At 67.4% G+C, this 24,471-nt stretch carries 16 protein-coding genes and 2 CRISPR repeat arrays; of the genes, 13 read left to right on the forward strand and 3 right to left on the reverse strand.

The genetic code is table 11. The annotated features are described in order from the left end of the window. From cas3 to cas2, 4 genes are read left to right on the forward strand one after another with little or no spacing between them, the layout of a single operon-like run. Window positions 1-2,346 carry a CRISPR-associated helicase Cas3' gene (cas3, locus tag KIP79_RS12615; RefSeq protein WP_214104950.1) on the forward strand — a complete coding sequence of 782 codons (2,346 nt, stop codon included), beginning with the start codon at window positions 1-3 and terminating at the stop codon, window positions 2,344-2,346. After that, window positions 2,343-2,840, forward strand: a complete 498-nt coding sequence (locus KIP79_RS12620) for a CRISPR-associated protein Cas4 (RefSeq protein ID WP_214104951.1) — start codon at window positions 2,343-2,345, stop codon at window positions 2,838-2,840. The genes cas3 and KIP79_RS12620 overlap by 4 nt, the downstream gene beginning before the upstream one ends. Further along, complete coding sequence (gene cas1b, locus KIP79_RS12625) at window positions 2,841-3,821, forward strand: type I-B CRISPR-associated endonuclease Cas1b (protein WP_214104952.1); 981 nt, start codon at window positions 2,841-2,843, stop codon at window positions 3,819-3,821. 6 nt (window positions 3,822-3,827) lie between these two features. Then, window positions 3,828-4,091, forward strand: coding sequence for a CRISPR-associated endonuclease Cas2 (gene cas2, locus KIP79_RS12630; RefSeq protein WP_214104953.1), 264 nt, complete (start codon window positions 3,828-3,830; stop codon window positions 4,089-4,091). A 131-nt stretch (window positions 4,092-4,222) separates the two neighbouring features. Next, window positions 4,223-5,181: a CRISPR direct-repeat array (repeat unit 30 nt; unit sequence GTCCTCATCACCCCTACGAGGGGTCGCAAC). Between the two features lie 275 nt (window positions 5,182-5,456). Here cas2 and KIP79_RS12635 read toward each other — a convergent pair. Together KIP79_RS12635 and KIP79_RS12640 are read right to left on the reverse strand one after the other, a co-directional pair. Then, entirely contained in the window at window positions 5,457-5,783 is a 327-nt protein-coding gene (locus KIP79_RS12635; RefSeq protein WP_214104954.1) for an XRE family transcriptional regulator, read from the reverse strand. Beyond that, window positions 5,780-6,145, reverse strand: coding sequence for a type II toxin-antitoxin system RelE/ParE family toxin (locus KIP79_RS12640; RefSeq protein WP_214104955.1), 366 nt, complete (start codon window positions 6,143-6,145; stop codon window positions 5,780-5,782). The genes KIP79_RS12635 and KIP79_RS12640 overlap by 4 nt, the downstream gene beginning before the upstream one ends. Before the next feature lie 760 nt (window positions 6,146-6,905). Here KIP79_RS12640 and KIP79_RS12645 point away from each other — a divergent pair. The 8 genes from KIP79_RS12645 (at window position 6,906) to KIP79_RS12680 (ending at window position 20,146) form a co-directional block, all read left to right on the forward strand. Then, complete coding sequence (locus KIP79_RS12645; protein WP_214104956.1) at window positions 6,906-8,174, forward strand: hypothetical protein; 1,269 nt, start codon at window positions 6,906-6,908, stop codon at window positions 8,172-8,174. Continuing rightward, on the forward strand, window positions 8,159-9,757 hold the full coding sequence (locus KIP79_RS12650) for a Cas10/Cmr2 second palm domain-containing protein (RefSeq protein WP_214104957.1): 1,599 nt from the start codon (window positions 8,159-8,161) through the stop codon (window positions 9,755-9,757). The genes KIP79_RS12645 and KIP79_RS12650 overlap by 16 nt, the downstream gene beginning before the upstream one ends. Further along, a complete protein-coding gene (locus tag KIP79_RS12655) occupies window positions 9,754-12,087 on the forward strand; it encodes an RAMP superfamily CRISPR-associated protein (RefSeq protein ID WP_214104958.1) in 2,334 nt (777 codons plus the stop codon). Before KIP79_RS12650 ends, KIP79_RS12655 begins: the two co-directional genes overlap by 4 nt. After that, window positions 12,084-13,742, forward strand: coding sequence for an RAMP superfamily CRISPR-associated protein (locus tag KIP79_RS12660; protein ID WP_214104959.1), 1,659 nt, complete (start codon window positions 12,084-12,086; stop codon window positions 13,740-13,742). The genes KIP79_RS12655 and KIP79_RS12660 overlap by 4 nt, the downstream gene beginning before the upstream one ends. Then, window positions 13,742-14,314 (forward strand): type III-D CRISPR-associated protein Csx19, encoded by a 573-nt coding sequence (csx19, locus tag KIP79_RS12665; protein ID WP_214104960.1) that lies wholly within the window; start codon window positions 13,742-13,744, stop codon window positions 14,312-14,314. Before KIP79_RS12660 ends, csx19 begins: the two co-directional genes overlap by 1 nt. Further along, window positions 14,314-16,545 (forward strand): TIGR03986 family type III CRISPR-associated RAMP protein, encoded by a 2,232-nt coding sequence (locus KIP79_RS12670; RefSeq protein WP_214104961.1) that lies wholly within the window; start codon window positions 14,314-14,316, stop codon window positions 16,543-16,545. The genes csx19 and KIP79_RS12670 overlap by 1 nt, the downstream gene beginning before the upstream one ends. A gap of 85 nt (window positions 16,546-16,630) precedes the next feature. Next, a complete protein-coding gene (locus KIP79_RS12675) occupies window positions 16,631-18,946 on the forward strand; it encodes a hypothetical protein (protein ID WP_214104962.1) in 2,316 nt (771 codons plus the stop codon). A 165-nt stretch (window positions 18,947-19,111) separates the two neighbouring features. Then, window positions 19,112-20,146: a hypothetical protein gene (locus KIP79_RS12680; protein WP_214104963.1), complete on the forward strand. Its 1,035-nt coding sequence runs from the start codon at window positions 19,112-19,114 to the stop codon at window positions 20,144-20,146. A gap of 119 nt (window positions 20,147-20,265) precedes the next feature. After that, window positions 20,266-20,956: direct repeats of the CRISPR family, unit length 30 nt; unit sequence GTTGCGACCCCTCGTAGGGGTGATGAGGAC. 218 nt (window positions 20,957-21,174) lie between these two features. On the opposite strand, the gene KIP79_RS12685 is transcribed toward KIP79_RS12680, so the two are convergent. Next, window positions 21,175-22,401 (reverse strand): DUF4032 domain-containing protein, encoded by a 1,227-nt coding sequence (locus tag KIP79_RS12685; protein WP_214104964.1) that lies wholly within the window; start codon window positions 22,399-22,401, stop codon window positions 21,175-21,177. A 140-nt stretch (window positions 22,402-22,541) separates the two neighbouring features. Between KIP79_RS12685 and KIP79_RS12690 the strand changes: the two genes are divergently transcribed. After that, the gene (locus KIP79_RS12690; protein WP_250213138.1) at window positions 22,542-24,125 is read left to right on the forward strand and encodes a DUF885 domain-containing protein; all 1,584 of its coding nucleotides are present in this window, start codon (window positions 22,542-22,544) and stop codon (window positions 24,123-24,125) included. The last annotated feature ends 346 nt before the right edge of the window (window positions 24,126-24,471 follow it).

The following is a 24,471-nucleotide window of genomic DNA, read 5'->3' on the forward strand; positions in this document are numbered from 1 at the left end:
ATGGCGCTCCGGGACACGCTCGCCAAGAGCGATCCGGTGGAGGCGCTGACAGCTCACCTGGCTGCCACGCTGGCCGGGGCGCTCGCGTTGCGGCGACGGGTGGGAACGATCACCGTGGCGGACCAGGTCACCGATGGGCTGTTCTGGTCCGCAGCCTGCCTGGCCGCGCTCTGCCATGACGCCGGAAAGATCCCTGACGGGTTCCAGGCCATGCTCAGAGGACATCTTCGAGCCTGGGGTGAGCGGCACGAGGTAGTCTCCCTGGGCTTCCTGCCCAACCTCATCACCGACGAGGATCTTCTCGCCTGGACCGCGACCGGCGTCGCCACTCACCACCGCTGCCTGGAGGGCGGCAGCAGGCCGCTCGTTCGGAAGTATGGCGGGGCGTCCGTACCGGAATGGCGAGCCAGACTCGCCCCGGTTCCCGATGACGTGGCCGCCGAACTAGCCGAATGGCTGGCCGACACGGCGAGGCGGGCGGGACTGCCGGCCGTTCATGACGTACGGGCTGACCTGGACGTGATCGGCACCGCCCGCGAGGTTTTCGACCTCTTGCTGGACCGGTGGGAGATGCCGGTGTCTCCGGACGAAGGGCTGACGGCGGTGCTCCTGCAGGGAGCGGTGACACTGGCCGACCACGTCTCCTCCGCGCACAGCGCGCTGCACGGGCACCAGCCGCTCGGGCCGGAATTCCGGCCCTTGCTGGAGGAGGCGTTCGCGAGCCGGGGCCGAGAACTGCGTCCGCATCAGATCGAGGCGGGCGAGGTCGACGGCCATCTGCTGCTGCGCGCGCCGACCGGCTCGGGCAAGACCGAGGCAGGCCTGCTCTGGGCAGCCGCGCAGACCGTGGCGATCGGCCGAGCGACCGGAGGTGTGCCGCGGGTCTTCTTCACCCTGCCCTACCTCGCCTCCATCAACGCGATGGCCGTACGCCTCGGTGGTCTGCTTGGGGACGAGGAACTGGTGGGTGTCATGCACTCCAGGGCCGCCTCCTACCACTTGGCCGCCGCGATCTGCCCGGAGGACGAGGAGGCAGATAATGGAAACAAGGCGCGGAAAGCCGTCTCCCGGGCCGCCGCGACCCGGCTGTTCCGGGAGACCGTACGTGTGGGCACGCCGTACCAGATCCTGCGCGGGGTGCTGGCCGGACCGTCCCACGCGGGAACGCTGATCGACGCGGCGAACTCCGTGTTCGTGCTCGACGAGTTGCACGCCTACGACACTCAACGGCTCGGCTACATCCTTGCCATGGGACGGCTGTGGGAGCGGCTTGGCGGGCGGATCGCCGTGCTCTCGGCCACGCTCCCGGATGCACTGGTGCGGCTCTTCCGGGAGACGCTGCGACGGGATGTCCACATTGCCGAGGGGAAGGCGGAGGGCCGACCGCGGCACCGGCTGTCCCTGCGCGAGCGACACCTGACCGACCCGGCCTCGGTGAGCGAGATCAGGGACAGGCTCGTGACCTCGCCCGACAGGTCGGTGCTGGTCGTGGCCAACAACGTCGCCGATGCTCAGCACCTGTTCGCCGAGCTGGCTCCGTACGCCGCATCGGCCTTCCTGCTGCATTCACGGTTCCGGCGGATGGACCGGGCAGCCCTGGAATCGTCGATCATTGATCGATTCGGCACAGGTCAGCCCAGGCAAGGCGGATTGGTGGTGGCCACCCAGGTCGTCGAAGTGAGCCTGGACGTCGACTTCGACTGCCTGTTCACCTCCGCGGCACCCCTGGAGGCGCTGTTGCAGCGGTTCGGCCGGGTGAATCGGGTCGCCTCGCGCCCGCCTGCCGACGTCGTCGTTCATCTGCCCTCATATGTATCCCGGCGGAGGGGCGGCGGAGACCACGCCGATGGCGTCTACCCGCGGGTGCCTGTCGAACTCGGCTGGACGATCCTCACCCGGAACGACGGGACGGAGGTGGACGAGGCGCAGGCGAGGTTGTGGCTGGACGAGGTGTACGGCACGCCGTGGGGTCAGGACTGGTTCGACGAGGTACAGAAACATCGGGAAGAGTTCGCGGACGCCTTTCTCGGGTTCGCCCATCCGTTCGCCAGCCGTGATGATCTCGCCGAGCGATTCGACGAACTCTTCGACGGCACCGAAGCCGTGCTCGCCCAGGATCAGGACGACTACGAGGCGAGCCTCAACCAGGTGCCCGGAAGCCGGGCCGCCGGGCGGCTGCTCGCCGAGCGCTATCTGATTCCGATGCCGTACTGGGCCGCGCCGCTGTCGACGTGGGAGAAGCGTCTCGGCGTACGGGTCATCGAGGCCGACTACGACAAGCAGTTCGGACTCGGTGCGATCCGCGGACGGGCCGCCCAGGTCTACCAACCGGGAGAAGTGCTGTGATCAGCGCCGACGATGTGGGCGGTGTGCATATCAAGTACCTCTACCACTGCCGCCGGCAACTCTGGCTGTACGCCCGGGGGATACGTCCCGAGCAGCTCAGCGTCAGCGTCCAGTTGGGTGAGGCCGTTCACGAGACCTCCTACACCCGCAGCTCACCGATCGACCTCGGCGCCGCGCGGCTCGACCATCTCGACGGCGCGGCCTGGGTGCACGAGGTCAAGTCGTCCTCCCGACCGAGCCGGGCGGACGAGGCCCAGGCGATGCACTACTGCTATCGGCTCATCAATGTGGGGGTCGCCGCGCAGGGCGGCATCCTGCACTATCCCAAGACCCGTCGCACCAGACGCCTGCCGTACACGGAGCAGGCGGCCGAGCAGGCGCGGGCCGATATCGCCGAGGTCCTGGCGGTGCTGGCCGCGCCCGACTCCCCACCCCGGCTCGCTCGATCGGCCTGCCGTGGCTGCTCCTACGCCGACTACTGCTGGAACGAATAGATGCCCACCGCGTCCCGTACCTACTGGTTGACAGCGCCCTGCCGGATCCGTCGCAAAGATCAATCACTGCGCATCGAACGGGCTGAAGGCGCTCCTGTGCACATCCCGATCACTGACGTGCGGGACATCGTCGCCTGCGAGGCCGTCGACATCAACACGTCCGTGATCAGCTTGCTCAACCAGCACCGCATCAACGTCCACTTCCTGAGCCATTACGGGGACTATGCGGGATCTCTGCTGACCTCGGAGACCAGTGTCTCGGGGCAGACCGTCATCGCTCAGGTCAGACTGGCCGAAGATCCCGGCGCCTCGCTTGGGGTCGCAAGGGCCATCGTGGCCAGTGCCGCCGCGAACATCCGTCGCGTGGTCGACCGCAAGCTCCTGGCCCGGCCGATGGCCGTTCTCGAAGCTTCGCTCGCGGATGCCTCCACCAAGGAGGAGTTGATGGGCGCCGAAGGCACCTTCCGCCGGTCGGCGTGGGCGGTGCTGGACACTCGCCTGCCCGAGTGGCTGCGCCTGGAGGGGCGGAGCCGCCGGCCTCCGCTCAACGCCGGAAACGCCTTCATCAGCTATGTCAACGGGATCGTCTACGCGCGCGTACTGTCGGCAGTCCGGCTCACCCCACTGCACTCAGGCGTCGCCTTCCTGCACAGCTCGATGGAACGCCAGCGCCACTCACTCGTCCTGGACCTCGCCGAGGTCTTCAAGCCACTGTTCGCGGAACGGCTCCTGCTCCGGCTCGCGGGCCGGGGGCAGCTCAAACCCGGCCACTTCGACGTGGACGTCAACCAGGCGATGCTCAGCGAATCCGGCCGCAAGCTGGTGATCCAGACCGTACGGGACGAACTGGCCGTGACGATCCAGCACCGGGGGCTGAGCCGGAACGTGGCCTACGAAGAACTGCTGTACCTGGAGGCTTTACAACTCACCCGCACCTGCCTGGAGGGCACACCGTACAAGCCGTTCCGGATCTGGTGGTGACCCCGCATGTACGTCGTGGTCGTCTACGACACCCTGGCCAAACGCAACGCCGCCATCCTGCGCCTCTGCCGCCAATATTTGCATCACGTACAACGAAGCGTCTTCGAAGGCGCACTGACCCCAGCCCAACTCCGCCGCTTCCGCCACCGCGTAGAAGAGGTAATCGACCAGTCCTACGACAGCGTCCTGGTCTTCACCTTCCCCCCAGGCACCAACCCACAACGCCAAGAATGGGGCATCCCCCAGCCGGCCCCCACCGATATCCTCTAACCCAGCCCATCCCGTTTCGATCTTGATTTTGCAGCAAACCTCCCGGGTCTCCTGCACAACCGGAGGTTCACTGCAAAACCCGGCCCCAAACCACCGACAAGACCTACCCTGACCTGCGTCTTTACACTGGGGTCCTCATCACCCCTACGAGGGGTCGCAACCGCAACCCGGGTGGTGAGCCCGCGCACGATCGGGTCCTCATCACCCCTACGAGGGGTCGCAACTAGTGGTCTCGGCCCGGGGAGTCGTCCCAAGCGGCGGTCCTCATCACCCCTACGAGGGGTCGCAACAACCAGCGGACCCCTTCGAGGCAGCTCGCGGTGAGTCCTCATCACCCCTACGAGGGGTCGCAACGGCAGCGGGTGCGGGGTGCACACGTCGGCGAACGGGTCCTCATCACCCCTACGAGGGGTCGCAACCCGGCGAGGCGACCGGCCACCGGCTCGCCCAGTAGTCCTCATCACCCCTACGAGGGGTCGCAACTCGAGCCGGTGTGGATCACGACGACGGTGACCTTCCGGTCCTCATCACCCCTACGAGGGGTCGCAACGTATGTCTTGTCACCAACCAGGACGCGGACAACCCCAGTCCTCATCACCCCTACGAGGGGTCGCAACCCGTTCATCACCTTGAGTATGGACCCAACGACTGGGAGTCCTCATCGCCCCTACGAGGGGTCGCAACGACGGGAGGCGATCGCCCGGCTGGAGCTTGCCGCTGGCGAGGTCCTCATCGCCCCTACGAGGGGTCGCAACTGGTCCTGCGTGACCTGGAGTGTGCGGCGTGCGGGAGGTCCTCATTGCCCCTACAAGGGGTCGCAACCAGATGCCGCCGATGGTGGTCTCCGGGCACTCCTCGGGTCCTCATCGTCCCTACGAGGGGTCGCAACTCGAGGTAGTCGTCGGGGTGTCCGGTCCATCCCGGCGAGCCAGTCCTCATTGCCCCTACGAGGGGTCGCAACGGTGCCACCACCATGTGGGGAGATCCGGTTGCCCTGGTCCTCATCGCCCCTACAAGCAGTCGCAACATCGTGGTCAGGAGCAGGTGAACCGTCTCCCAGGTCCTCATCGCCCCTACGACAGGTCGCAGCGCTGCATTTCGCATTTCCGATGCGCCGCGATAGGAGCCCGACTTCAATTTCCGCGAAATCGCGGCAGAACTGGGGCAGTTCAGCCCTAAGTGACAACGACGCGGACGAGGAGTTCAGGTCGACGGAGTTGAGGTCCATCTCGAATCGGGCCGGGTTGTCGATGCGCCGATCTTGTTTATAGATCATCACGACCAGCACGGCGGCGTTCGCCTATCGTCCACAGCCGAACATGTCGTCGACGAGTTTGGGAAACGCTCACATCGAGCATCTTCGCGTCAGCCGATTACAAGGCGTTCGCCGCCGAAGTCAGCGATGATCTCCATTCGTCCGCCGAGGGCTTTGATGTAGGCGGCAAGGGTTCTCAGTTCACTGGTATCGACTTTGGCGCGTTCGATGGCGGAGACGCGTTCCTGGCGCACGTGCATTCGCGCTGCGACCTCAGCCTGCGTCAATCCCAAACGCTTGCGCATCTCGGCCAGCCGATGGGCCCTGCTGACGCTGACGAGAGCCTGCGCGCCAGCCTCGACCTCGAGCCGATCATCAGCGTCAGGGAAGAATTCGGAAAGGAAGCTTTCGCGGTCGTATCCGTGGGTGCTGCTCATGATTCCTCCTTTTCTTTCAAATAGATCGCATATCGAGCCTCGGCGACAGGGATCGACTCTCGATACCACGTGGTCCATTGTCCGGCCTTGTCGCCCGCCACGAGGAGGACCGCATTACGAGCCGGATCGAAGATAAACAAAATCCTTATCTCCGTCGTCCCAGTGGAGCCAGGACGTAGTTCTTTCAGGTTGTGCAGCTTCGAGTCCTTGATCCGATCAACTAAGGGTCTGCCGAGACTGGGTCCTTCCTCAAGTAGTGCGGTGATCGCCTGACCCACCAGGATGGCGCTGGCACGATCGGTATGGCGAAGCTGATGGAGCCACTCCCGTACCTCTGTAACGATCTCCAGATGATAGATCACGAACCCATTATATCGAGTGTAGTACCTCTACATACTATGCACCTTGCGGCTCGCGCGACTACCGCCATGAGGCGAGACTATGGCTGGCGGCGTAACGTGTCGGAGCGAGGACTTGACCAGTCCGGCTGCTCGCCACCTTCATCCCTGGCAGTCGCCGTCCTCATTGCCCCTGAGAGGGATCGCAACCGCGCCTCCTGAAGGCACAGCACGTCCACGGCCGGGTCCTCATCGCCCCTACGAGGGGTCGCAACAGGTAGAAGTGCCATTCGTCGCCGAACTCGGCCGTCCTCATTGCCCCTGAGAGGGGTCGCAACCGCGCCTCCTGAAGGCACAGCACGTCCACGGCCGGGTCCTCATCGCCCCTACGAGGGGTCGCAACAGGTAGAAGTGCCATTCGTCGCCGAACTCGGCCGTCCTCATTGCCCCTGCGAGGGGTCGCAACTCTTCCAGGTGGGTGGTCTCGGTGTCCAGGTACACGGTCCTCATCGCCCCTACAAGGGGTCGCAACCGCACCTTCCACTGTGCGATCAAGGGCTCGGCTGTCCTGTCCTCATCGGCCCCTACGGGGGGTCGCAACCACCCCACGCGAGCGCGGCAGGCTTGACGGACGCCTCGTCCTCATCGCCCCTACGAGGGGTGGCAACAAGTCGACCGGCGAGACTGGCAGCTGATCTGTGGCGTCCTCATCACCACTCATCGGTCTGTCTTCTTTCGTCCATCTGTAGAGGGTGAGAGCGGAAACGTGGTGAAGGGGGCCAAGGTGACCAGGATCTCCCGGGAGCGGGCCGGGGTGGGCAGGGTGAGGTCGCTGTTGGATGTCGTGTCGGGATGGGGGGTCGTGGCCGTTGCCGGTATTGCCGGTGCTGTGGCTGCGGGGACTCTGCCTGACGTGATCAAGGGGTGGCTGGGCGATCAGCGAGTTCTCCTGACGGGGTTGTGCCTCGTGTCGGCGCTGATGTTCGCGGGGGTCAACCTGTGGCAGCAGCGCACCAAGGGTGTGGGAATCGTGATCTCCCTGCCGCAGAGCACCTGGCGGGGGCCGTGGAGTAGTCAGTGGACGGCAGCCGCGGCTGACCATGCTCGCCGTAGCCACGACTCCTGCTTCGTCGTACGACGAACGGTTCCGGCGCCGAGGCCGGGTGACGACCTGGCTGGTCTGGCGAAGGTCCGCGAAAGGCGTAGGGATTCGCTGGAGTTGGCGTACGAGCTGGCCACAGCGCGGCTGACCGAGTTGTCCGAGGCGGATCCGTCTACGCCGGTGTCGCTGTACATCAATGCCTCCCTGCCTGACGCTTTTGAGCTGGGCGCGATGTTCAAGTTCAACGTGCAGCGGAAGTTGCGCGCCACCGGCGGGGGCCTTCCCGTAGTTCGCCGTGGCACGGGGGCGGCGATTGGGGATCAGGCTGCTTCTCCGGTTGAGCCGGAGAAGCGGGAAGAGGATCAGGCTGGGGAGCCAGTTGACGCGTTGGTCGAGTTGTCTCACCAGGTGGTGCTGCCGCAGCGGTCGGAGCTAGGCCGGTCGGACTTCTTTCCCTCGATCCGGATCACCAGCCACCTGAAGGAGCCGCTGAGCCCGGCCGAGACGTCACGAGCTGCGGGATTGGCGAAGGTGATCGAGGAGCCGGACTTCGAGGGGGCGCCCGATGGCACGGCGGTGGCCATTGTCGTGCACCTGGCGCACCTTCCGTTGATGGTCGACCAGGCGCTGCGGGCCGCACGTGATGGCTGCGCCGACACCGATGGACGTTGGGAGCGGTGCCGGGCGGCGCTGGTCATCGATGGCGAGCCGGCCAACCTTCCGGAGACGACGGCCGACTTCGAACTGGCCGTGCGGCATGTCCACGCAGCGTGGCGCAGCTGGATCGGGGCGCGGCCGCAGTACGCGAACCTGCGTCCTCGGCTGTTCATCGCAGCCCCGGCGAGTGTCGCCTTCGCGCTGGGCTGGCTGATCGGCCAGTCGGTGAAGGCCGTCCCCCATCCGTACCAGACATCTACTGAAAAGGCAGGCGAGCCATGTATCTCGTCGTGATCAATACGGCGGGCAAGCAGCGTTACATCTTCTCCTCGCGGAAGCGGAAGGAGATCGTCGGAGCCTCCGATCTGATTGTGCGAGTCAACGGCTCCTGGGCGGAGGATGCGCTGGCGACGACGTTTCCGGGGTTTCACGAGGAGTGGCGGCTGAAGGACGGCCACGCCGTCGAACTCATCACGGCAAGCGCGGGGATGGTCACCGCCCTGGTGAGAGAGGCGGATGCGGGACGGCGCCTCGTCACGGAGCTGACCAGGCGGGCCCTGCGCGAAGCCCCCGGGTTGGACGTCTGCGGGGTCGTCCAGGAGGTGATCGAGGGCGAGTCGCTACCCGCGAGCCGGGAGAGGGCGGGCAAGGCGCTGGCCGCCCTGCAGGAGGGCAGGCCGGGACCGCAGGCAAGGTTTCTCCGGCTGCCGCTGGTGGCGGACTGCCAGTCGACGGGCCTGCCGGCTTCCGGGCTGCGCCGGGAGGCGCCCGATGAGCCGCTGGTCACGAGGTCAGCGGCTTCGGTGGCGAAGCTGGCCCATTTCCCGGCCGCGCTGAAACGGCTGGCAGAGGTCGCGCTGACAACACCCCAGACCATGTCGAAGATCGTCGATTCCCTGGGGTTGAGGGCCGACTGGGTGGCTGTGGTGCACGCGGACGGGAACGGCTTCGGTCAGCTTTTCCGCGAGATCGGTAAGGGCGGCCTCGATGGGGCCGTCTCTCCGCGTGGAGAGGTAGATGCCACCTATTTGGAGGAGTTGCGCGCACTGTCGCGCGGCGTGGACAGGTGCGCGCTGAAGGCGTTCCATCTGGCACTCGACCGGCTGGCCGCTGAACAGAGCCGCTGGAATGTCGAAGGCAGGCCGCTGGTGCTCCCGCTCGTGCTCGGCGGCGACGATCTGACCGTGCTTTGCCACGGTGAGGTTGCGTTGTCGTTCACCCGTCATTATCTGGAGGAGTTCGAGCGGGAGACCGAGCATGACTCCACGTTGCGTCCCGCGTTGGACAGAGCGGGCCTGCCGAGGCTGACAGCGGCTGCGGGAGTGGCGATCGTCAAGCGGAACTATCCGTTCCGGTTCGCTTACGACCTGGCCGAGGAGCTGATCACGTCTGAGGCCAAACAGGTCAAGGAGTGGACATCCGCTATGGCGTTCGCCGTATTGATGGAAAGCTCCGCTCCCGACCTGACCCGGTTCCGGAAATCGATCATGGCGTCAGGAGGAGCGGCTGCCAGTGCCTCGCCGTACATCGTGGGAGCGGGGAGTGAAGATCCGCGAGCGAAGGGGAGACGGTGGAGCGACCTGGAGGGGCGTGTCGCCGCGCTTGGGCGTAAGGACGCCCGCTCAGGCGAGCCGCTCGTGCCGAGCGGTGCCGCGCACGACCTGCGGGAGGGCCTGTGTCTCGGGGTGGATGTCGCAAACGCCCGGCTGGGCTTGCTCCGGACCCGGTTCGCGGGGGATCTGAATCGTCTGCGCGCACTGGACGAACTGGGCGACGACTCCGGGCGACTTGTGTGGGATCACGAGGGGACGTTGGTGACCGGCCTGGTCGACGCCATGGCCGCCGCGCCTTTCATCACCGGTGGGGGAGTCAGGTGAACATCGAACTGAACCTGCTCATGCTGAGCGATTGGCGGATCGGAACGGGCACCGGAATCAGGGGGTACGCCGACCGCCTCGTGCAGCGTGACGCGGCTCGTGAGCCGACCGCGCCGGACGCGCCGATCGTTCCGGCCAAGACGCTCATCGGGGTCTGGCGGGACTCCTGCGAGGTGGTGGCGCACGCGCTGGACGCCGGTCCTTCTGGGGCGTGGCACGACTGGCTGGAATTCCTGTTCGGCGGGCAGTACAGAGCGGGCGAGGAGCCGGTGCGGCCGGCCGCGCTTGCCCTCGACGGTCCGCTTCGGCTGCCCCAGCGTCTCACAGACCTGCTGCGCGGACAGCCCCGTGTGGCGTGGGCGGCGACATTCCGCAAGCCGGGCGTGGCGATCGACCCCGTCACGGGGACCGCGGAAACCGAGAAGCTGCGATTCGAGGAGATGGCCAGGGCGGGTGTCACGCTCACCGGCAACGCCTCTCTGCGGGGCTTCGACGAGATGGAACCCGCGCAACAGGAGGTCGCGCTCGCGTTCCTCACAGCCGGGGCGCGGCTGCTGGAGCGGATCGGCGGCAAGCGGCGCAGAGGGGCGGGCAGATGCCGGCTGGAACTTCGCGCTGTCGTCCCGGACTTCGCCGTGCTGGTCCAGAGGCCGATTCCTGTGCCGCCGGGCGGTTCGCCGTACGCGGTGGAGGACCGGCCCACGCCGGTGACGGCGGCAGGCGGGCGTGGATGGGAGCGGGTCGAACTCGTTTTCACCGTCCAGGAACCGGTTCTGGCCGGAGCCGTCGTCCAGGGGAACCTGACGCAGGGACAGGGGCATCTGCCCGGGTGGTGTCTCATGCCGGAGGTCGCCCGACGGCTGGGCGGCCCGGCGCACGCTCTCGTCCGTACCGGCGACCTGGTGGTCACGGCCGCCACGCCGCTGTCGCCGGGTAAGGCGCGTACGTCGCCGGTGCCGAGGGTTCTCGTGCACAAGAAGAACGACAAGAAGGCCGTCATCGGCAATCGAATGGCCGGAGACCAGGCGGAGGGCAAGCCCTACCGGGACGGTTACGTGGTGGTGGATGGCGAGGAGTTGGGCGCCGTGGTGGCTCCCGCCTTCACACTGCGCATGCACAACACGGTCGGAGACGGCGAGCAGCGACCGACTCAGGAGGTCGGCGGGGTCTACACCTACAAGGCGCTGGCCGCCGGGACGATGCTCCGCGCGGAGGTGCGGGTGCGGACTGGAGCGCTGCCGCCGGACTGGGAGAAGGGGTTATGCGGGACTTGGCGGATCGGCCGTTCCGCCAAGGACGACTATGGGCGGGTGCGGGTCGAGGCACGGCCGGTCGTCCCGGCCGTGGCCGCCGGCCAGCGGACACCCGGTCTGCTCCGGGTGTGGCTGCTCTCCGACCTACTGGTGCGCGACCGCCGGCTGCGTCCGAGCACCGACCCCGCCGACGTCGCCCGCGCCTTGGCGCAGGCGCTCACGCGAGCGGGCGCACCGCACCTGCGCCTCACCCAAGTAGTGGGCAATCCGGACGACGTGGCGGCTACCGTCACCGCGATGGGCACCGGCCGCACCGAGAGCTGGCATCGCGGCTGGGGCCTGCCCCGCCCAACCCTGTACGGCCTGGCCGCCGGAACCTGCCTGACCTTCACCGTCGAGGGCGGCCAGGTGACCGCCGAAGTCCTGGACGAGTTGCGCGCCGCCGGAATAGGGGAACGCCGGGCAGAAGGATTCGGGCAAATCGAGATCGACCATGAGCTCCTCTTTCGAAGCTTCGAGGGGCGAACGCCGACCCTCGCGGATTCCCAGGATCGAGACGCCGCGCGGGTTGAGCCGCTCGCACCGGGAGAGAGGGGCCACACTGAGGGCAGGATCTTCGAGCGGGCGGCCTGGCGCGCCGAAGTGCACCGCGTTTGCGAGCTCATCATGGCCGATCCGGTCAGGCGGGGCCGTTTCCTGCCGGAGGAGGTGACCTCGTCACAGCTCAACGGGCTCCGGGATGTGGTCAGGGAACCCTCGATGGATCTGGCCAGAAACCGGCTGACCTGGCTCACCAAATCCAACGCCGGGCGTCGTTCGTGGCCGGAGGAGAAGGTGGCACTGCTCTTCCGGCTTCTCGAAGACCCCGACGAGGTCTGGACGCAATTCAGCCTGAACGAGGACGAACTCACCGTGACACTCGATGGGGCGGCCATTCTCCGGACCGAGCTCCACGACGAGGCCGTACGCGTGCTCATCACGGCATGCGTGGCCGCGCAGGTCCGCCACACGGCGACGCGGACGGGCGATGTGGAGACGGCGCGGACGCCCGTGCCTGCGGAGGGGAGGACACGATGATCGCCAGAGTGGGCCGCCGCGTGACGAGCAGAATCCGCGCCCGAGGCTGGCTGCGCACGGAGTCGCCGCTGCACGTCGGCGGGCTCGGTGGCGATCCCGCCGAACCGCTGCCAATCGCCGTCGACGGCCTCGGCAGAGTGTACGTGCCCGGCACGACGCTCGCCGGGGTCCTGCGGAACTGGTGCCGGGGCAGAGAACAGGAACCGAAGAGCCTCAGCGACCTGTGGGGCTACACACCGGACCAGGGGGACGGGGGCAGGGCGAGCCGGGTCTTCGTCGCGGATGCCCTGGCCGCCACCACCTGCCGCCTGGACGAGCACGGCCTGCCGGCCACACCGCTTGACCCCGCGCTGCTGGAGTTCCGGCCCTTCGTCGGCATCGACCGGTCGACCGGAACCGCGGCTCCCGAGTTCCTGTACGGCCGGGCCGTGGTACCTGCGGGCTGCTACCTGCGACTGGAGATCGACATCGAATCAACCGAGGCGGGAGAACTGGGGGCGGACCTGGACCAGGCGCGCATGGTCGCTATTCTGGCCGCACTCGGCCGAGGCGAGATCAGGCTCGGGGCCGCCACCAGCCGTGGGTTCGGTTCGGTCCGGCTGCTCGACGACCCCCTGGATGTGGTGGTGGACCGGCTCGACACGCCTGAGGGCCTGCTCGCGGTGCTTCGCGACGACCCGATGCGACGCCGCTCGGTAACGTCCCTCCGATCCAAGGACACCGGGCTGCCGGAGCGGCGTGAAGTCCTGGAGGTGTCGATCGACTGGCGACCGCTGTCGCCGGTGATGGTCCGTGGCACGTCGAGTGGGCTGATCGTCGACACGCTGCCCCTCACCACCCGGGTGGACCGTCGCCACCTCACCCTTGTCCTACCGGGGTCGTCCCTCAAGGGAGCCCTGCGCGGCCATGCCGAATTCGTGGAACTCACCGCCCGTGGGCTCCCCGCCGGTGTGCCGTCGGACGCCACCCAGGGCGGATGCGCGGCCGAAGGGCTCCCAGATGAGCGGACCGGAACCGCGGTCGGTTCCCCGGCTGCGTACAGTGCCGCGTTCCGGGCGCAGTTGGACCGGCTGCCCGCCGTACGGGCACTGTTCGGCGCGGTCCGCGACGACGACGCCGAACGGCGCGCCGGTGCGCTGCGCGTCGAGGAGTGCCAGGCCGAGGTCACGATCCCCGAAACGTTGTGGCGGTCGGTGACCGGTGCCGACACCCCTCCCGTCGGTGACGAGGACGGCGAGCGGAAAGGGCTGTCAGAGGGGCTGCTGGACCGGCTGGAGGGACTTGGCCTGTCCCAGGCCGACCACGTCGCCCTCGACAGGTGGACCGGTGGCGCCGCAGACGGCAGGTTGTTCCACGTGCTCGAACCGCATGCGGTCGACTGGGCGCCGATCCGGCTCAGCGTTGATCTCACCCGGCTCGGCGACGACCGCGATCACGCCCTCGCGTTGCTGTTTCTCACACTGCGCGATCTGTCCGCCGGACGCATCCCGCTTGGCGCGCTCGTCAACCGTGGCTTCGGCGACATCGAGGTCAAGGAAATCACTCTGACCGGCGGGGGCTGGACGGAACCGATCAGCTTGCCCGAGGTGCTGGCGAGCCGGGAGATCGAACCCATCGCTCAGGCGTGGACCGACTACGTGACTCGGGAGGCGTGATGACGAACCCACAGGAAACCACGCCGAGAACGCTGTACGGCGCCGCGATCTCCGGCATCACCCTGGCGGAGGCGCTCGACCGGCTGGACGGCGGATGCGCCCTGCTCACCGCCCCCTCGGCATACAAGGTGGCCACGGTCAGCGGACGCGACTGCCTCACCAAGGCCGGGCCCGTGGACCTTTCGGCCGTCTACGAAGCCCGAGCGTTCACCCCCGACGCGGAACTGCGCTGGGTCGAAGCCGGATACGCGGTGCTGCTCACCGAGAACAAGAACCTGCTACCGGGCTCCTCCTGGGAACCGCTGGAGCCGATCGAGGCGATCGACACGATCGACACCCGCTACCTGGTCTGGGGCAAGGTCAAGGAGGCAGACGCCGCCTGGGCCACACTCGCCTCCAGCCGGGTCGGCACGCTCAACGTGCCCCGGTCGGCCCCTCCTGCCGTTCCGCAAGACCGAGTACGCCTCATCACCCGCGAATACGTCACCGTGGATCGAGACCACGGCAACGCCAACGTCGCCGAAGAGCGGCTACTCAGATTCGAGCCGTACCGTCTGGAGGGTGCCGCCTGATGGCCGAGGAGTTCCTGAACCCCTACACCTTCGTTCCCGCCTTCCCTCGGGAGGACCTGCCAGCAGAGCTCGGCGACAGGAGACCGCCGGACCGGGACCGGTTGAGCGCGGGATGCTGGACGGGACGCATCGCCGTCCGGCTCACGGTGGAGACGCCGCTGCTCCTTCTCGACACCGCGCGAGGGACGCCGCCACTGAAAGGGGAGAGCGGCCATCTCGTATACCCGGTCCGGATCCGGAACGGTCGGCCTCACCTGGCTGCCACTTCTGTCAAGGGCATGCTCCGCGCCGCGTACGAGACAATCACCAATTCCCGGTTCGGCGTCTTCGACAAGCATGACGCGCCCTTCGGATTCCGCCGTGACGCCGGATTCGCCCTGGGCATGGTGCCCGTGTACGTCGCTGGGCCAGGAACTCTGTACCGATTCCAGATGGCGACCCTCCGGATGTACGAGAAGTCGGGGGCAGCCCTCTACCCGGGGGAGACCGCGCCGGTCCACATGCAGCGCCTGCGGGCGCTGATCAGCGGCGATGGCCGTAACGGCACGAGAGTCGACGACTTCGTCCGCTCCGGCTCCCCGCAACGACTCGTTCCCCAGCGAGGGCAGCGGGAGGTGGAGGGCATCGCGTACGTCACCGGACCGAACATCGAGGGGAAGACCCGCGAGCGGTTCTTCTACCTCCAGCCTCCGGGGCCGGGGCGCAAGCCGGAGCCGCTCCCGCTGGCGCGCGAGTGGAGCGCCCTGGTCGAGGACTGGAACCGGCTCATGAACAACTACCGGGCCTCGCATGACGACCAGGAGTTGTTTGAACGGTCGCATCCGGACGGTGGCGCCGCCACACCTGGTGAACGTATCGGCAGCGGACCGGGCCAACTCGCCTGGAGCCCACACATCTACGATCAGGAACGCACAGCGCTGAAGCCGGGAACCGTCTGCTACGCCCGGCAGGAGAACGGCCGGGTGGTCGGCCTCTATCCGGTCATGGTGCCCAGAGACGTCTATCCCGTGACCCCGGCGCAGTTGCTGCCCGCCTCGCTGGCCCCGGCGTCGTGCTACGACGAGCTTTCCCCTGCGGATCGGGTGTTCGGTTGGGTGGCTCCGAACGGCTCGGGAGTTCGGCAGGCGGCGTACCGCGGGCGGCTGCGCATCGGGCCGGTCGAGTGTGACCAGGAGACCGGCGAGGCGGTCGAGAGTTTCGACGGCGACGGGGTGCCGCTCGCGATCCTCAGTAAGCCGAAGCCGCAGCAGGGCAGGTTCTACGTCGCCGAATCCGCCGACAGACCGGATGCCGCACTCCCTGACCGTACGCCCAAGGAGAAGCTCTACCAGGAGGGGCGTGGCCTGCGTGGCCGTAAGGCGTACTGGCATCACGCGGGGCTGGACCGCACCCAGCACTGGAGCGAGGGTCAGGGGCGGGTCGACCCCACCCAGGCACGTGTCGGCAAGTTCTACCGGGAGTTCCGGCGGCCCTGGATGCCTTTCGACGAGAACGGCAGCCTGACCCAGGATCGGAAGCGGTACCAGACCGTGAACGGTGCCGAGCAGCGCGACTCGCAGAACCGGTCGGTCAAGGGCTGGGTCCGGCCTGGGACGACGTTCCGGTTCACGATCGACGTCCGGGACCTCGAGGTGTCCGAACTCGGTGCGCTGGCCTGGCTGCTCACTCTGCCGCCGGGTCACTTCCAGCGGCTGGGGTATGGCCGGCCGCTCGGTTTCGGCAGCGTACGGCTGGATGTCGACGTCGAGCACACCGAACTGCACTCCGGGGAGCAGTACACCGACTACTACCGTTCGCTGTCGGCGACCCTTCCCCGGAGCGATGCCAAGTCGATCCTCGATCAGGCATGGCAGGAGTTCGAGCGGCTGGTGAGCGGCTCCCCGCAGCTCGTCACCGTCAGGGACGCCATGCTGGCCGTGGCGCGCGGCAACCCCGAGTTTCCGGTGCATGATCCGCGAGTCCGCCCGGACCGGCTGCTGGACAATATCCCGGCGCCACCGGATCCGCGCGGGCAGAACTACGAATGGTTCACCGCGAACGAGCAGTTGAGCCGTGGCGATATCGCCCCTGGTCGCGGGCGCTCGCTGCCCTTTCCGGCGAATCCGCCCGCGCAGCTCCCGGTCTACCCGGCAAAAGACGCCGAAGGTGGCGAGGGGGTGAAAAGAAACAAATATCAGGATAAATCGGCTGGGGCTTCGGGTTCGCGGCCACAGAAGCGTCGAATCAGATAGTTGCCACTTTCCCGGCGATCAATGGCAAAGAAGGATACCGTCGGCGCGGTTGATTTCATGCGCTCGCCGTAGGGAGGCATCGGGGGTGGAGAAGGCCGAAGGCGTGCTGCTCGTGCATGCCGTGGGCGGGGGCGATCTGGGCTGCCCGGGGGCTTGGAACTTCGCCGACGTCGTCCCGGACCTGGACGGAGACCCCGGCGCGACAGGCAAGGATCGCCGTCCGCTGCGCAAGGTGTTCGAGGGGCTCGCCGCAGCCGATATCCCGGTTTCGCTGGTCGCGCTCCTCGGCACCACCGCGCCCGGCGCACCCGCCGGTCGGACCTTCGCTGACTGGGCCGACGAGATGCGGGCTCGGTTGACCTCGGAGCCAGGGTTGTGCGGTGCGCGCTTCGAACGCGACGCGGTCGCCGTCGTCCGGGTCGACAGCCCCAGGCTGAAGGACACGTCCGCGGCCCTGACCGAGTGGCTCGCCGGCCACCGGCCCGAGGAGATCCTGATCAGCTGCGGTTCGGGGGCCTTCGCACTGAGCGCGGGGGCCCTCTGCGCGGCTCTCACCACCCGGGTGCCCGCGCGCATCCTCCACATCGACAACCCGCGAGAGCCGTACGCGCTGGACCCGGCCGGGCAGGCGGACACCTACCTTTGGCCGTGGCTGCTGCGTTACCGCTTCTGGGATGCCCTCGCGGAGCTGGACCCCGGCAACCAGACGGTCTGGCGGCTGCTCGCGGCGCGGCAGGCGGGCGACACGAGTCTGGCCGCCCTGGAGTCCATGACCGGCGACGTGCTGCCTGCAGGTCAGCTCGCCAAGTTCACCGAGCTCTGGCAGACCGCGCAGGCCGCCCTGTTCGAACGCCTCGGACGAGGCGAGGCCGCCGACTACGGCCTGGTCCGCGCCTGGTTCGCCGAGTCGCTCCGGAGACGATTCGACAAAGAGAAGGAGAGCTTGCCGCGTCCTGCTCGGGATCGGCTGACACACCTGATCGACGACCTGTCCGACCGGGCCGGGGGTGAGGGCAGGCTGGCGGGACGGCTCCGTACGGTCGGTCGTGAGCTGTGGGGTCTGAACGGCAGCCGGTGCGCAGCCTTGATCAACGATGAGGCGCTGGTCGCGCTCTACGCGGTCGCGTCCAGTCATCAAGCACATCTGTTGCCGAACCGGCTTGAACCGGGGCCGCTGCCGCCGACTCTGATCGCCGCTGCGGACCAGTGGGAGGGCGGGGATCAGGGAGTGGGGCTCGTCGCGGCCACCGGAAGCGTCGGCTGGCCGGTTCTGGGCAGCGGGGACGTGCTCGGGCTGCTGGGTGTGGGGCTCGATCGGGAGGGGAGGGCCACCGAGGATCACGAGGCCGTACAGGCCGTTCTCACCGAGATGCGTCGGCGGCGCGACCAACTGCTGCGCTGGGGCTTCCTGCGGTTGCGGCTGCTGGCCAGCCCTGAGACCACCGAACGGGCACACCTGCTCGCCCGGTCGGCGATGAACGTGGCACCCGATGCTGACGTGCGGGTCATCGAAGGCGTCGAAGGAAGCCTCGAAGAGATCCAGAAGCGGATCGTCTCGGCGCTGGAGTCAGAGGCGGCACCTACCGGACGCAGAGCGCGCTCCGGCAGCCTTCGGGATGTCGACGAAGTCGTTCTCGTGCTGAATCCAGGGCCGCCGCTGACCAACTACGGCATGATCGTGGCGGCCGTGGAGTGGTCGCTGACCGCGGCTTGCCCGCTCTGGTTGACCGAACTGGTGCGTTCCCCGCGGGCGCCCTCGGGAGAGGTTCGAGATGGCCAGCGCATCCTTGCGCGAATGGGCGCCGACCGTGTGCTTGCCCGGCTCGCCATCAGCGCTCTCCAGCGCCTGGACCTCCGCACGGCGCGTCGGCTGGTGAGACGCGGTTCGGACGTACTCCGAGCGGCGGACGCCGTACTCAACCGGTTGGAGTCGGAGGTCTTCGGGCCTGCCTCCGCAGAGGCTTCTCCAATCGATCGCCGTGCAGCCGCCAGGAGACGGCTGGCGCTGATCGCCGAACTCACCGTCGTCGGGCATCGGATACCGACGGCCTATCTCGCGGTCGTGGCGTTACGGCCAGCGTTGTTCAGGTGGGATCAGTGGGAGGTGCTGCGCGAGGGAATGCCTGCGCTGGATGAGCTGGGGAAGCTCGCAAACAATTCCCTGCAAGGACACAAACTTGATCGACTGGCTCAAGCCAAAGGCCAGCGCAAGGGGACAAATCGCGGTAAGAATCACCTTGCTCAGCACGCCACCCAAAGTGCCACTCAGGCTGATCTGCAGGGTCTGCTGTCGCGGACCATCCAGGAACTGGGTGGGCCGACGGATGGAGACGATCTGCTGATTAAGCAGTACAAAGGGGCCGTTGATGCACTGCGGGTGATCTATCGGGAAAGTGGTTGACGTCGGGTACTGCCTTTGGCAACCTGGCCACGTTCAACAGCTGACGCTGGCGAGCTTCGAGCGATTCCATCGCTCCCCTCTGAGGGCCTCGAACATCGAGGCCGATTGTCGCGAGACCGCGCGCTCAGGCGCGTTCTCCTGTTATGCCTCTCGGAGGGGCCTCACATGTACCTCGCCGCTGTCGCGTCACCCCGTCAGCAGGTTGCCTTTCCGGCGTACTTCGCGCTCACCTCACCCGCGTTGCGAGACGCGGCCCGAGGCCCGCTGCGCCGGGCCCTGCACAACGGCAGGTACTGCAGCGGCGTCCAGGGTTCATGCCCATGCCACACATGCGAGCAGTGGATCGCCGATCTCGCTCAGGCCGGTTACGACAGGCTGCGCACGAGCCTCGCCGGCAACGTGCCCCAAGTCCGGAACGGAGAGCCCGTACGCGAGATGCAGACCATCGTCGAGTGGGTAACCTCGCTGGAGGCGACCACCCAAGATATCGACACGATGGCACGCCTGCTGCGGGGACGCCCGAGCGATGAAGAACCCTCAGGACTCCGCGCGGCCCGCGCCCAACTAATCCGCTACCAACTCATCAGTCTCGAAGCCCGTATAAGCCGCAAACTCGCGCAGTCCCGCGGCGCCTCGGCACGCCCCGACCGAGATCTCATGACCTCCGCCTGGGCCGCCCCCCTCCGCGAGAACCGCGTCGCGTTCAACCTGCTCGTGGACGCGATCCTGCGCCTCCGGCACGGAAGCCGCGACCTCTACGGCTTCTCACCCGAACACATCGAGCAACTCAACCTCGACCACCCCACCGCACGCCGCCTCCTCCGCCAAACCCTCGACCACCTGCACGCGCTCCGCCCCGAGTTCTACCTGGCAAACGTGTTCCAGTACCTCAGCGAGGGCGACCCCCTCCCCTGGACGGCCAACACCCCCACGAACCCAGAGGAACTCCTCATCCAAACCGAGGAAACACAGACCATACGACGCAGACTCACCCCCCTGCTCACCACGACAGGCTCCCCCGAACATCGAGTCCTGGAACGCATCTGCGCGGCCGCCACCAACCCCGATCCGAACTTGATCGAATGGGCCGCCACAGAACTCAACCTCAAGCCGACCCAGGCCGAGGCCCAGGTACGCGAATGGGTCAACCAGATCACCCAGGCCGACCTGGACTGGGCCACCGAGCAATGCCACCCATAGAACGTCCGGCACTCTCACTCGACCCAAGCGCCCAGCCTGATCTGCCCACCACGCGATAGGCCAGTTCACCGATGACCTGGCCTATCGCGCAATGGGACTTCCGCCACCGCAAGTGGATCGTTGCGATCCCTCATAGGGGCGATGAGGACCAAGGCTGGCCAGACCTCCAACGATGGCGAAACCACGTTGCGACCCCTCGTAGGGGCGATGAGGACGCCCGCACTGCGGGCGCGAGTTCGAGCAAGGAGGGTTGCGACCCCTCGTTGGGGCGATGAGGACCAAAAGCGATCATGCTGGATCTGGGCGGCGTCATCAGGTTGCGACCCCTCGTAGGGGCGATGAGGACCCCCACGGACGCGGTGCTGGTGTCGTCTTCGAGATCCAGTTGCGACCCCTCGTAGGGGCGATGAGGACCCGGGGGGAATAGTCCTGTGAGCTACATCCCGGGGGTGGAAGTTGCGACCCCTCGTAGGGGCGATGAGGACCTGGGACTGGACGTGGGCGTCAGCGAGCACACACCGTTGCGACCCCTCGTAGGGGTGATGAGGACCGGCGAGCTGCTGCTCGCGTCCACGAAACTGGACGGTTGCGACCCCTCGTAGGGGTGATGAGGACCGCCTCCACGCACGCAGCAGGCTCCTACTTCACCATGTTGCGACCCCTCGTAGGGGTGATGAGGACAGGGTCCACCGCCCTCGATTGGTCACAGGTGAACCCGTTGCGACCCCTCGTAGGGGTGATGAGGACCCGTCCTTCGGCCTGTGCATCTCGTCTGGGATCGTTGCGACCCCTCGTAGGGGTGATGAGGACCCCAATGTAAAGACGCAGGTCAGGGTAGGTCTTCTCGGTGGCTTGGGGGCGGGTTTTGCAGTGAACCTCCGGTTGTGCAGGAGACCCGGGAGGTTTGCTGCAAATGCCGACATCAAGAATAGGCTCTCTTCACATCTGCGGCGGCTTCTTGGGGTCACTTTGGCAGTTTGCAGCTGCCAGGGATGGCTTGTCTCTGGGGGTCCAGGTCGAGGGCAGTTTCAAGGGGAGATGCCGTCTGCTGAGGCGATGATGGCCTTCTCGTCGGGTTTGTGGACTAGGACGTTCTTGATGTACGAGTCGACGGCGGGTTTGAGGCCGACGTCCTTTCCGGCGGCTTCGGACATGTACCAGCGGTGGTCGAGGACTTCGTGGAAGAGCTGGGCCTGCTCGAGTTTGCCGCGGAGGGGGGCGGGGATCGCGGTGACGACCGGGCGGAAGATTTCGGCTAGCCAGCGGTGGGCGACTATGGCTTCGTCCTCGTGGCGGAGGCCCTCGGCGACGCGGAAGGAGTCGAGGTCGTTGAGGAGGCGGCGGGCCTGGTTCTCCTCGGCATCCAGGCCGGTGAGGCGGAGGAGGCGGCGCTGGTGGTGGCCGGCGTCGACGACCTTGGGGCGGACGATGAGGCGGCCGGTGCCGGCTTTGCGGCGGACCATCATTTCGGCGACGTCGAAGCCGAGGTTGTTGAGGCGGCGGATGCGCTGTTCCACGATGTGCCAGTCCACCTCCTCGATGATCTCGTCGGAGTTGAGCTCGTTCCAGAGCCGGTGGTAGCGCTCGACGATCTGTTCGGCGAAGACCAGCGGGTCGATGGAGGAGTGCAGCAGGCCGCCGGCCTCCAGGTCGAGGAGTTCGCCGTAGATGTTGATGTGGGCGACGTCGATGTCGTGGGCGCGCTGGCCTTCGCTGATCATCGGGTGTAGCTCGCCGGTCTCGGCGTCCACCAGGTACGCGGCGAAGGCGCCTGCGTCGCGGCGGAAGAGGGTGTTGGACAGGGAGCAGTCGCCCCAGTAGAAGCCGGTGAGGTGGAGCCGGACGAGCAGGACGGTGAGCGCGTCCAGCAGGCGGGTGAGGGTGTCGGGACGGACGGTGCCGCAGAGCACCGCTCGGTAGGGGAGCGAGAACTGGAGGTGGCGGGTGATCAGCGCGGAGTCCAGGGGCTGGCCGTCGGGGGTGGTCCGGCCGGTGACCACGGCCACCGGCTCCACGGCGGGGGTGTCCAGGCGGGCCAGGTCCCAGAGGAGTTTGTACTCGCGCTTGGCGTACCGCTCGCTGATCTCCTTGATGGCGTAGACGCGGCCGGAGAGCCGGGCGAAGCGCACCACGTGCCGGGAGATGCCGCGGGGGAGGGCGACCAGGTGATGGTCGGGCCACTCCTCCAGCGGGAGGTCCCAGGGCAACCGGATCAGGTCGGGGTCGCTGGGGGCGCCGGTCATCTGCAGGGGCACCGAATGCTCCTCAAAGCGGGGGTTGAGCACAACTGGTCGTGGGGACCCGGGGGCTGACAGCGAACCCGGGGGCTGGCCACAACCAGTGTGACGGATTTCGCCACTGCCCGGGGATGCCGGGGCACGGGTAGGGTCACCGCATGACGCTGCTGGACGAGTTCGTCGACTGGTATCTGGAGCACCATCCCGTCCGCGCCGACCTGCTCGGGGCCGAAGGGTTCGACCGTACGCTCGGGGACCTCACCGGGGACGGGTTCGTTCGGCGGGAGCGGGCCACCGAGCTCTGGCTGGACCGGCTTTCCGCGCCGGTGGACGGTGATCTGGATGATCAGATCGATGTGGAACTGGTCCGGTCGTACCTGCGTGGTGCGGTGGCGGGTGCGGCCTGGCCGGACTGGCGGCGTGACCCGGCGGTCTACCTGAGCACGATCTTCGCTGCGCTGTTCAATCCGTTCCAGCAGCGGCTGCGGCCGGAGGCCGAACTGGTTGAGGGGGCCATCGCGCGGCTGGGGGAGGTGCCGGGGGCGCTGGCGGCCTGCCGGGTCAACCTGGATCCCGCGCTCGCCGCCGATCTGCTCGTCTCCCGTGGCCTGGACCAGGCCCGTACGGGCCGGCGGTTCCTCACCGTGACCCTGCCCGGCCTGGTGGGGGATCCCGGTCTGCGGGCCAGGCTGGCGGCGGCGGCCGGGCCGGCGGCGGACGCCTTCGACGAGCTGGCCTCCTTCCTGGAGGGGTTCAAGGCGCACGGCACCTGGCGGATGGGGGAGAAGCTCTACTCCACGATGCTCCGCGAGCGCGAGATGCTCGGGTACGGCGCGGCCGAGTTGCACGAGAAGGGCAAGGCCGAGTGGGCCGGACTGGACCGGGACATGCGCGAGCTGGCGGTGCGGCTCGGCCACGAGGACTGGCGGCCGGCGATGGAAGCCCTGATGGACGATCATCCGCCGACCCTGGAGGCGATGCGCGAGGAGTACGAGGCCGAGACTCGGCGGGTGCGTGACTTCGTCCGGGAACGCGGTCTGGTCACCTTCCCGGAGGGGGAGGAGTGCCTGGTGGTGCCATCGCCGGACTTTCAGCGTCCGATCCTGGCGGTGGCCAGCTACCTGCCTCCGCCGCCGCTCAGCTCTTCCCGTACGGGGGTCTTCTTCGTGCCCTACACCCCGGACGGCTTCACCGATGAGCAGGTACGGCAACGCCTGCGCACCAACTGCCGGGCCCAGCGGCCCACCATCACCGCCCACGAGACCTACCCGGGCCACCACTGGCAGCTGGCCTGGAGCGCGGGCAACCCCCGGCAGGTGCGCAAGATCTTCCGCACGCCGTACTTTGTGGAGGGCTGGGGGTTGTACGTCGAGCGGCTGATGCACGAGCAGGGGTATTTCACCACTCCGCAGACCGAGTTGGCCTATCTGGACTGCCGGATCTGGCGGGCGGCCCGGATCGTGGTGGACACCGCGCTGCACTGCGGGGACATGTCCGTCGAGGAGGCCGAGACCTACATGTCCACCAAGGCGTCGTTGTCGCCGGGCACCGCGAAGGGCGAGGTCAGCCGGTACTGCGCGTGGCCGACCCAGGCGCCGTCCTACCTGACCGGGGCCATCGAGATCGAGGACATCCGCGCCCAGTACGAGGGCGATCTACGGACATTTCATGACCTGATCGCGGGCAGCGGCGGGCTCCCGCTCGGCCTCACCCGCAAAGTCGCCCTGGAGAGCAAGAGCTAGCGAAATCGGTCGCCTACCAGCCTCCTGGTTATCCCACCCGCCCACCCACTTGCCGTGGTAGTCCCACCCGCCCACCCGTGTTTGACCTTCGGTCGGATCCGGCTCCGCCGGGCGGGGATGCCTGGCGGGGATGCCTGGCGGGGATGCCTGGCGGGGATGCCTGGCGGGGATGCCTGGCGGGGATGCCTGGTGGGGCCTCCCTAGTCCGCTGCTCAAAATAATGTCAGCCGGTCTATACCAGTTGCCGCCCAGGAGTGCATAATCCTGCGACAGGTCAGTACTCCATCACCTACTAATCACCCAGTCATCCCACCAATAAAAGTGGACATATCGTGATTAAGAGGCG

The organism is Acrocarpospora catenulata, assembly GCF_018476525.1.
GTDB lineage: Bacteria > Actinomycetota > Actinomycetes > Streptosporangiales > Streptosporangiaceae > Acrocarpospora > Acrocarpospora catenulata.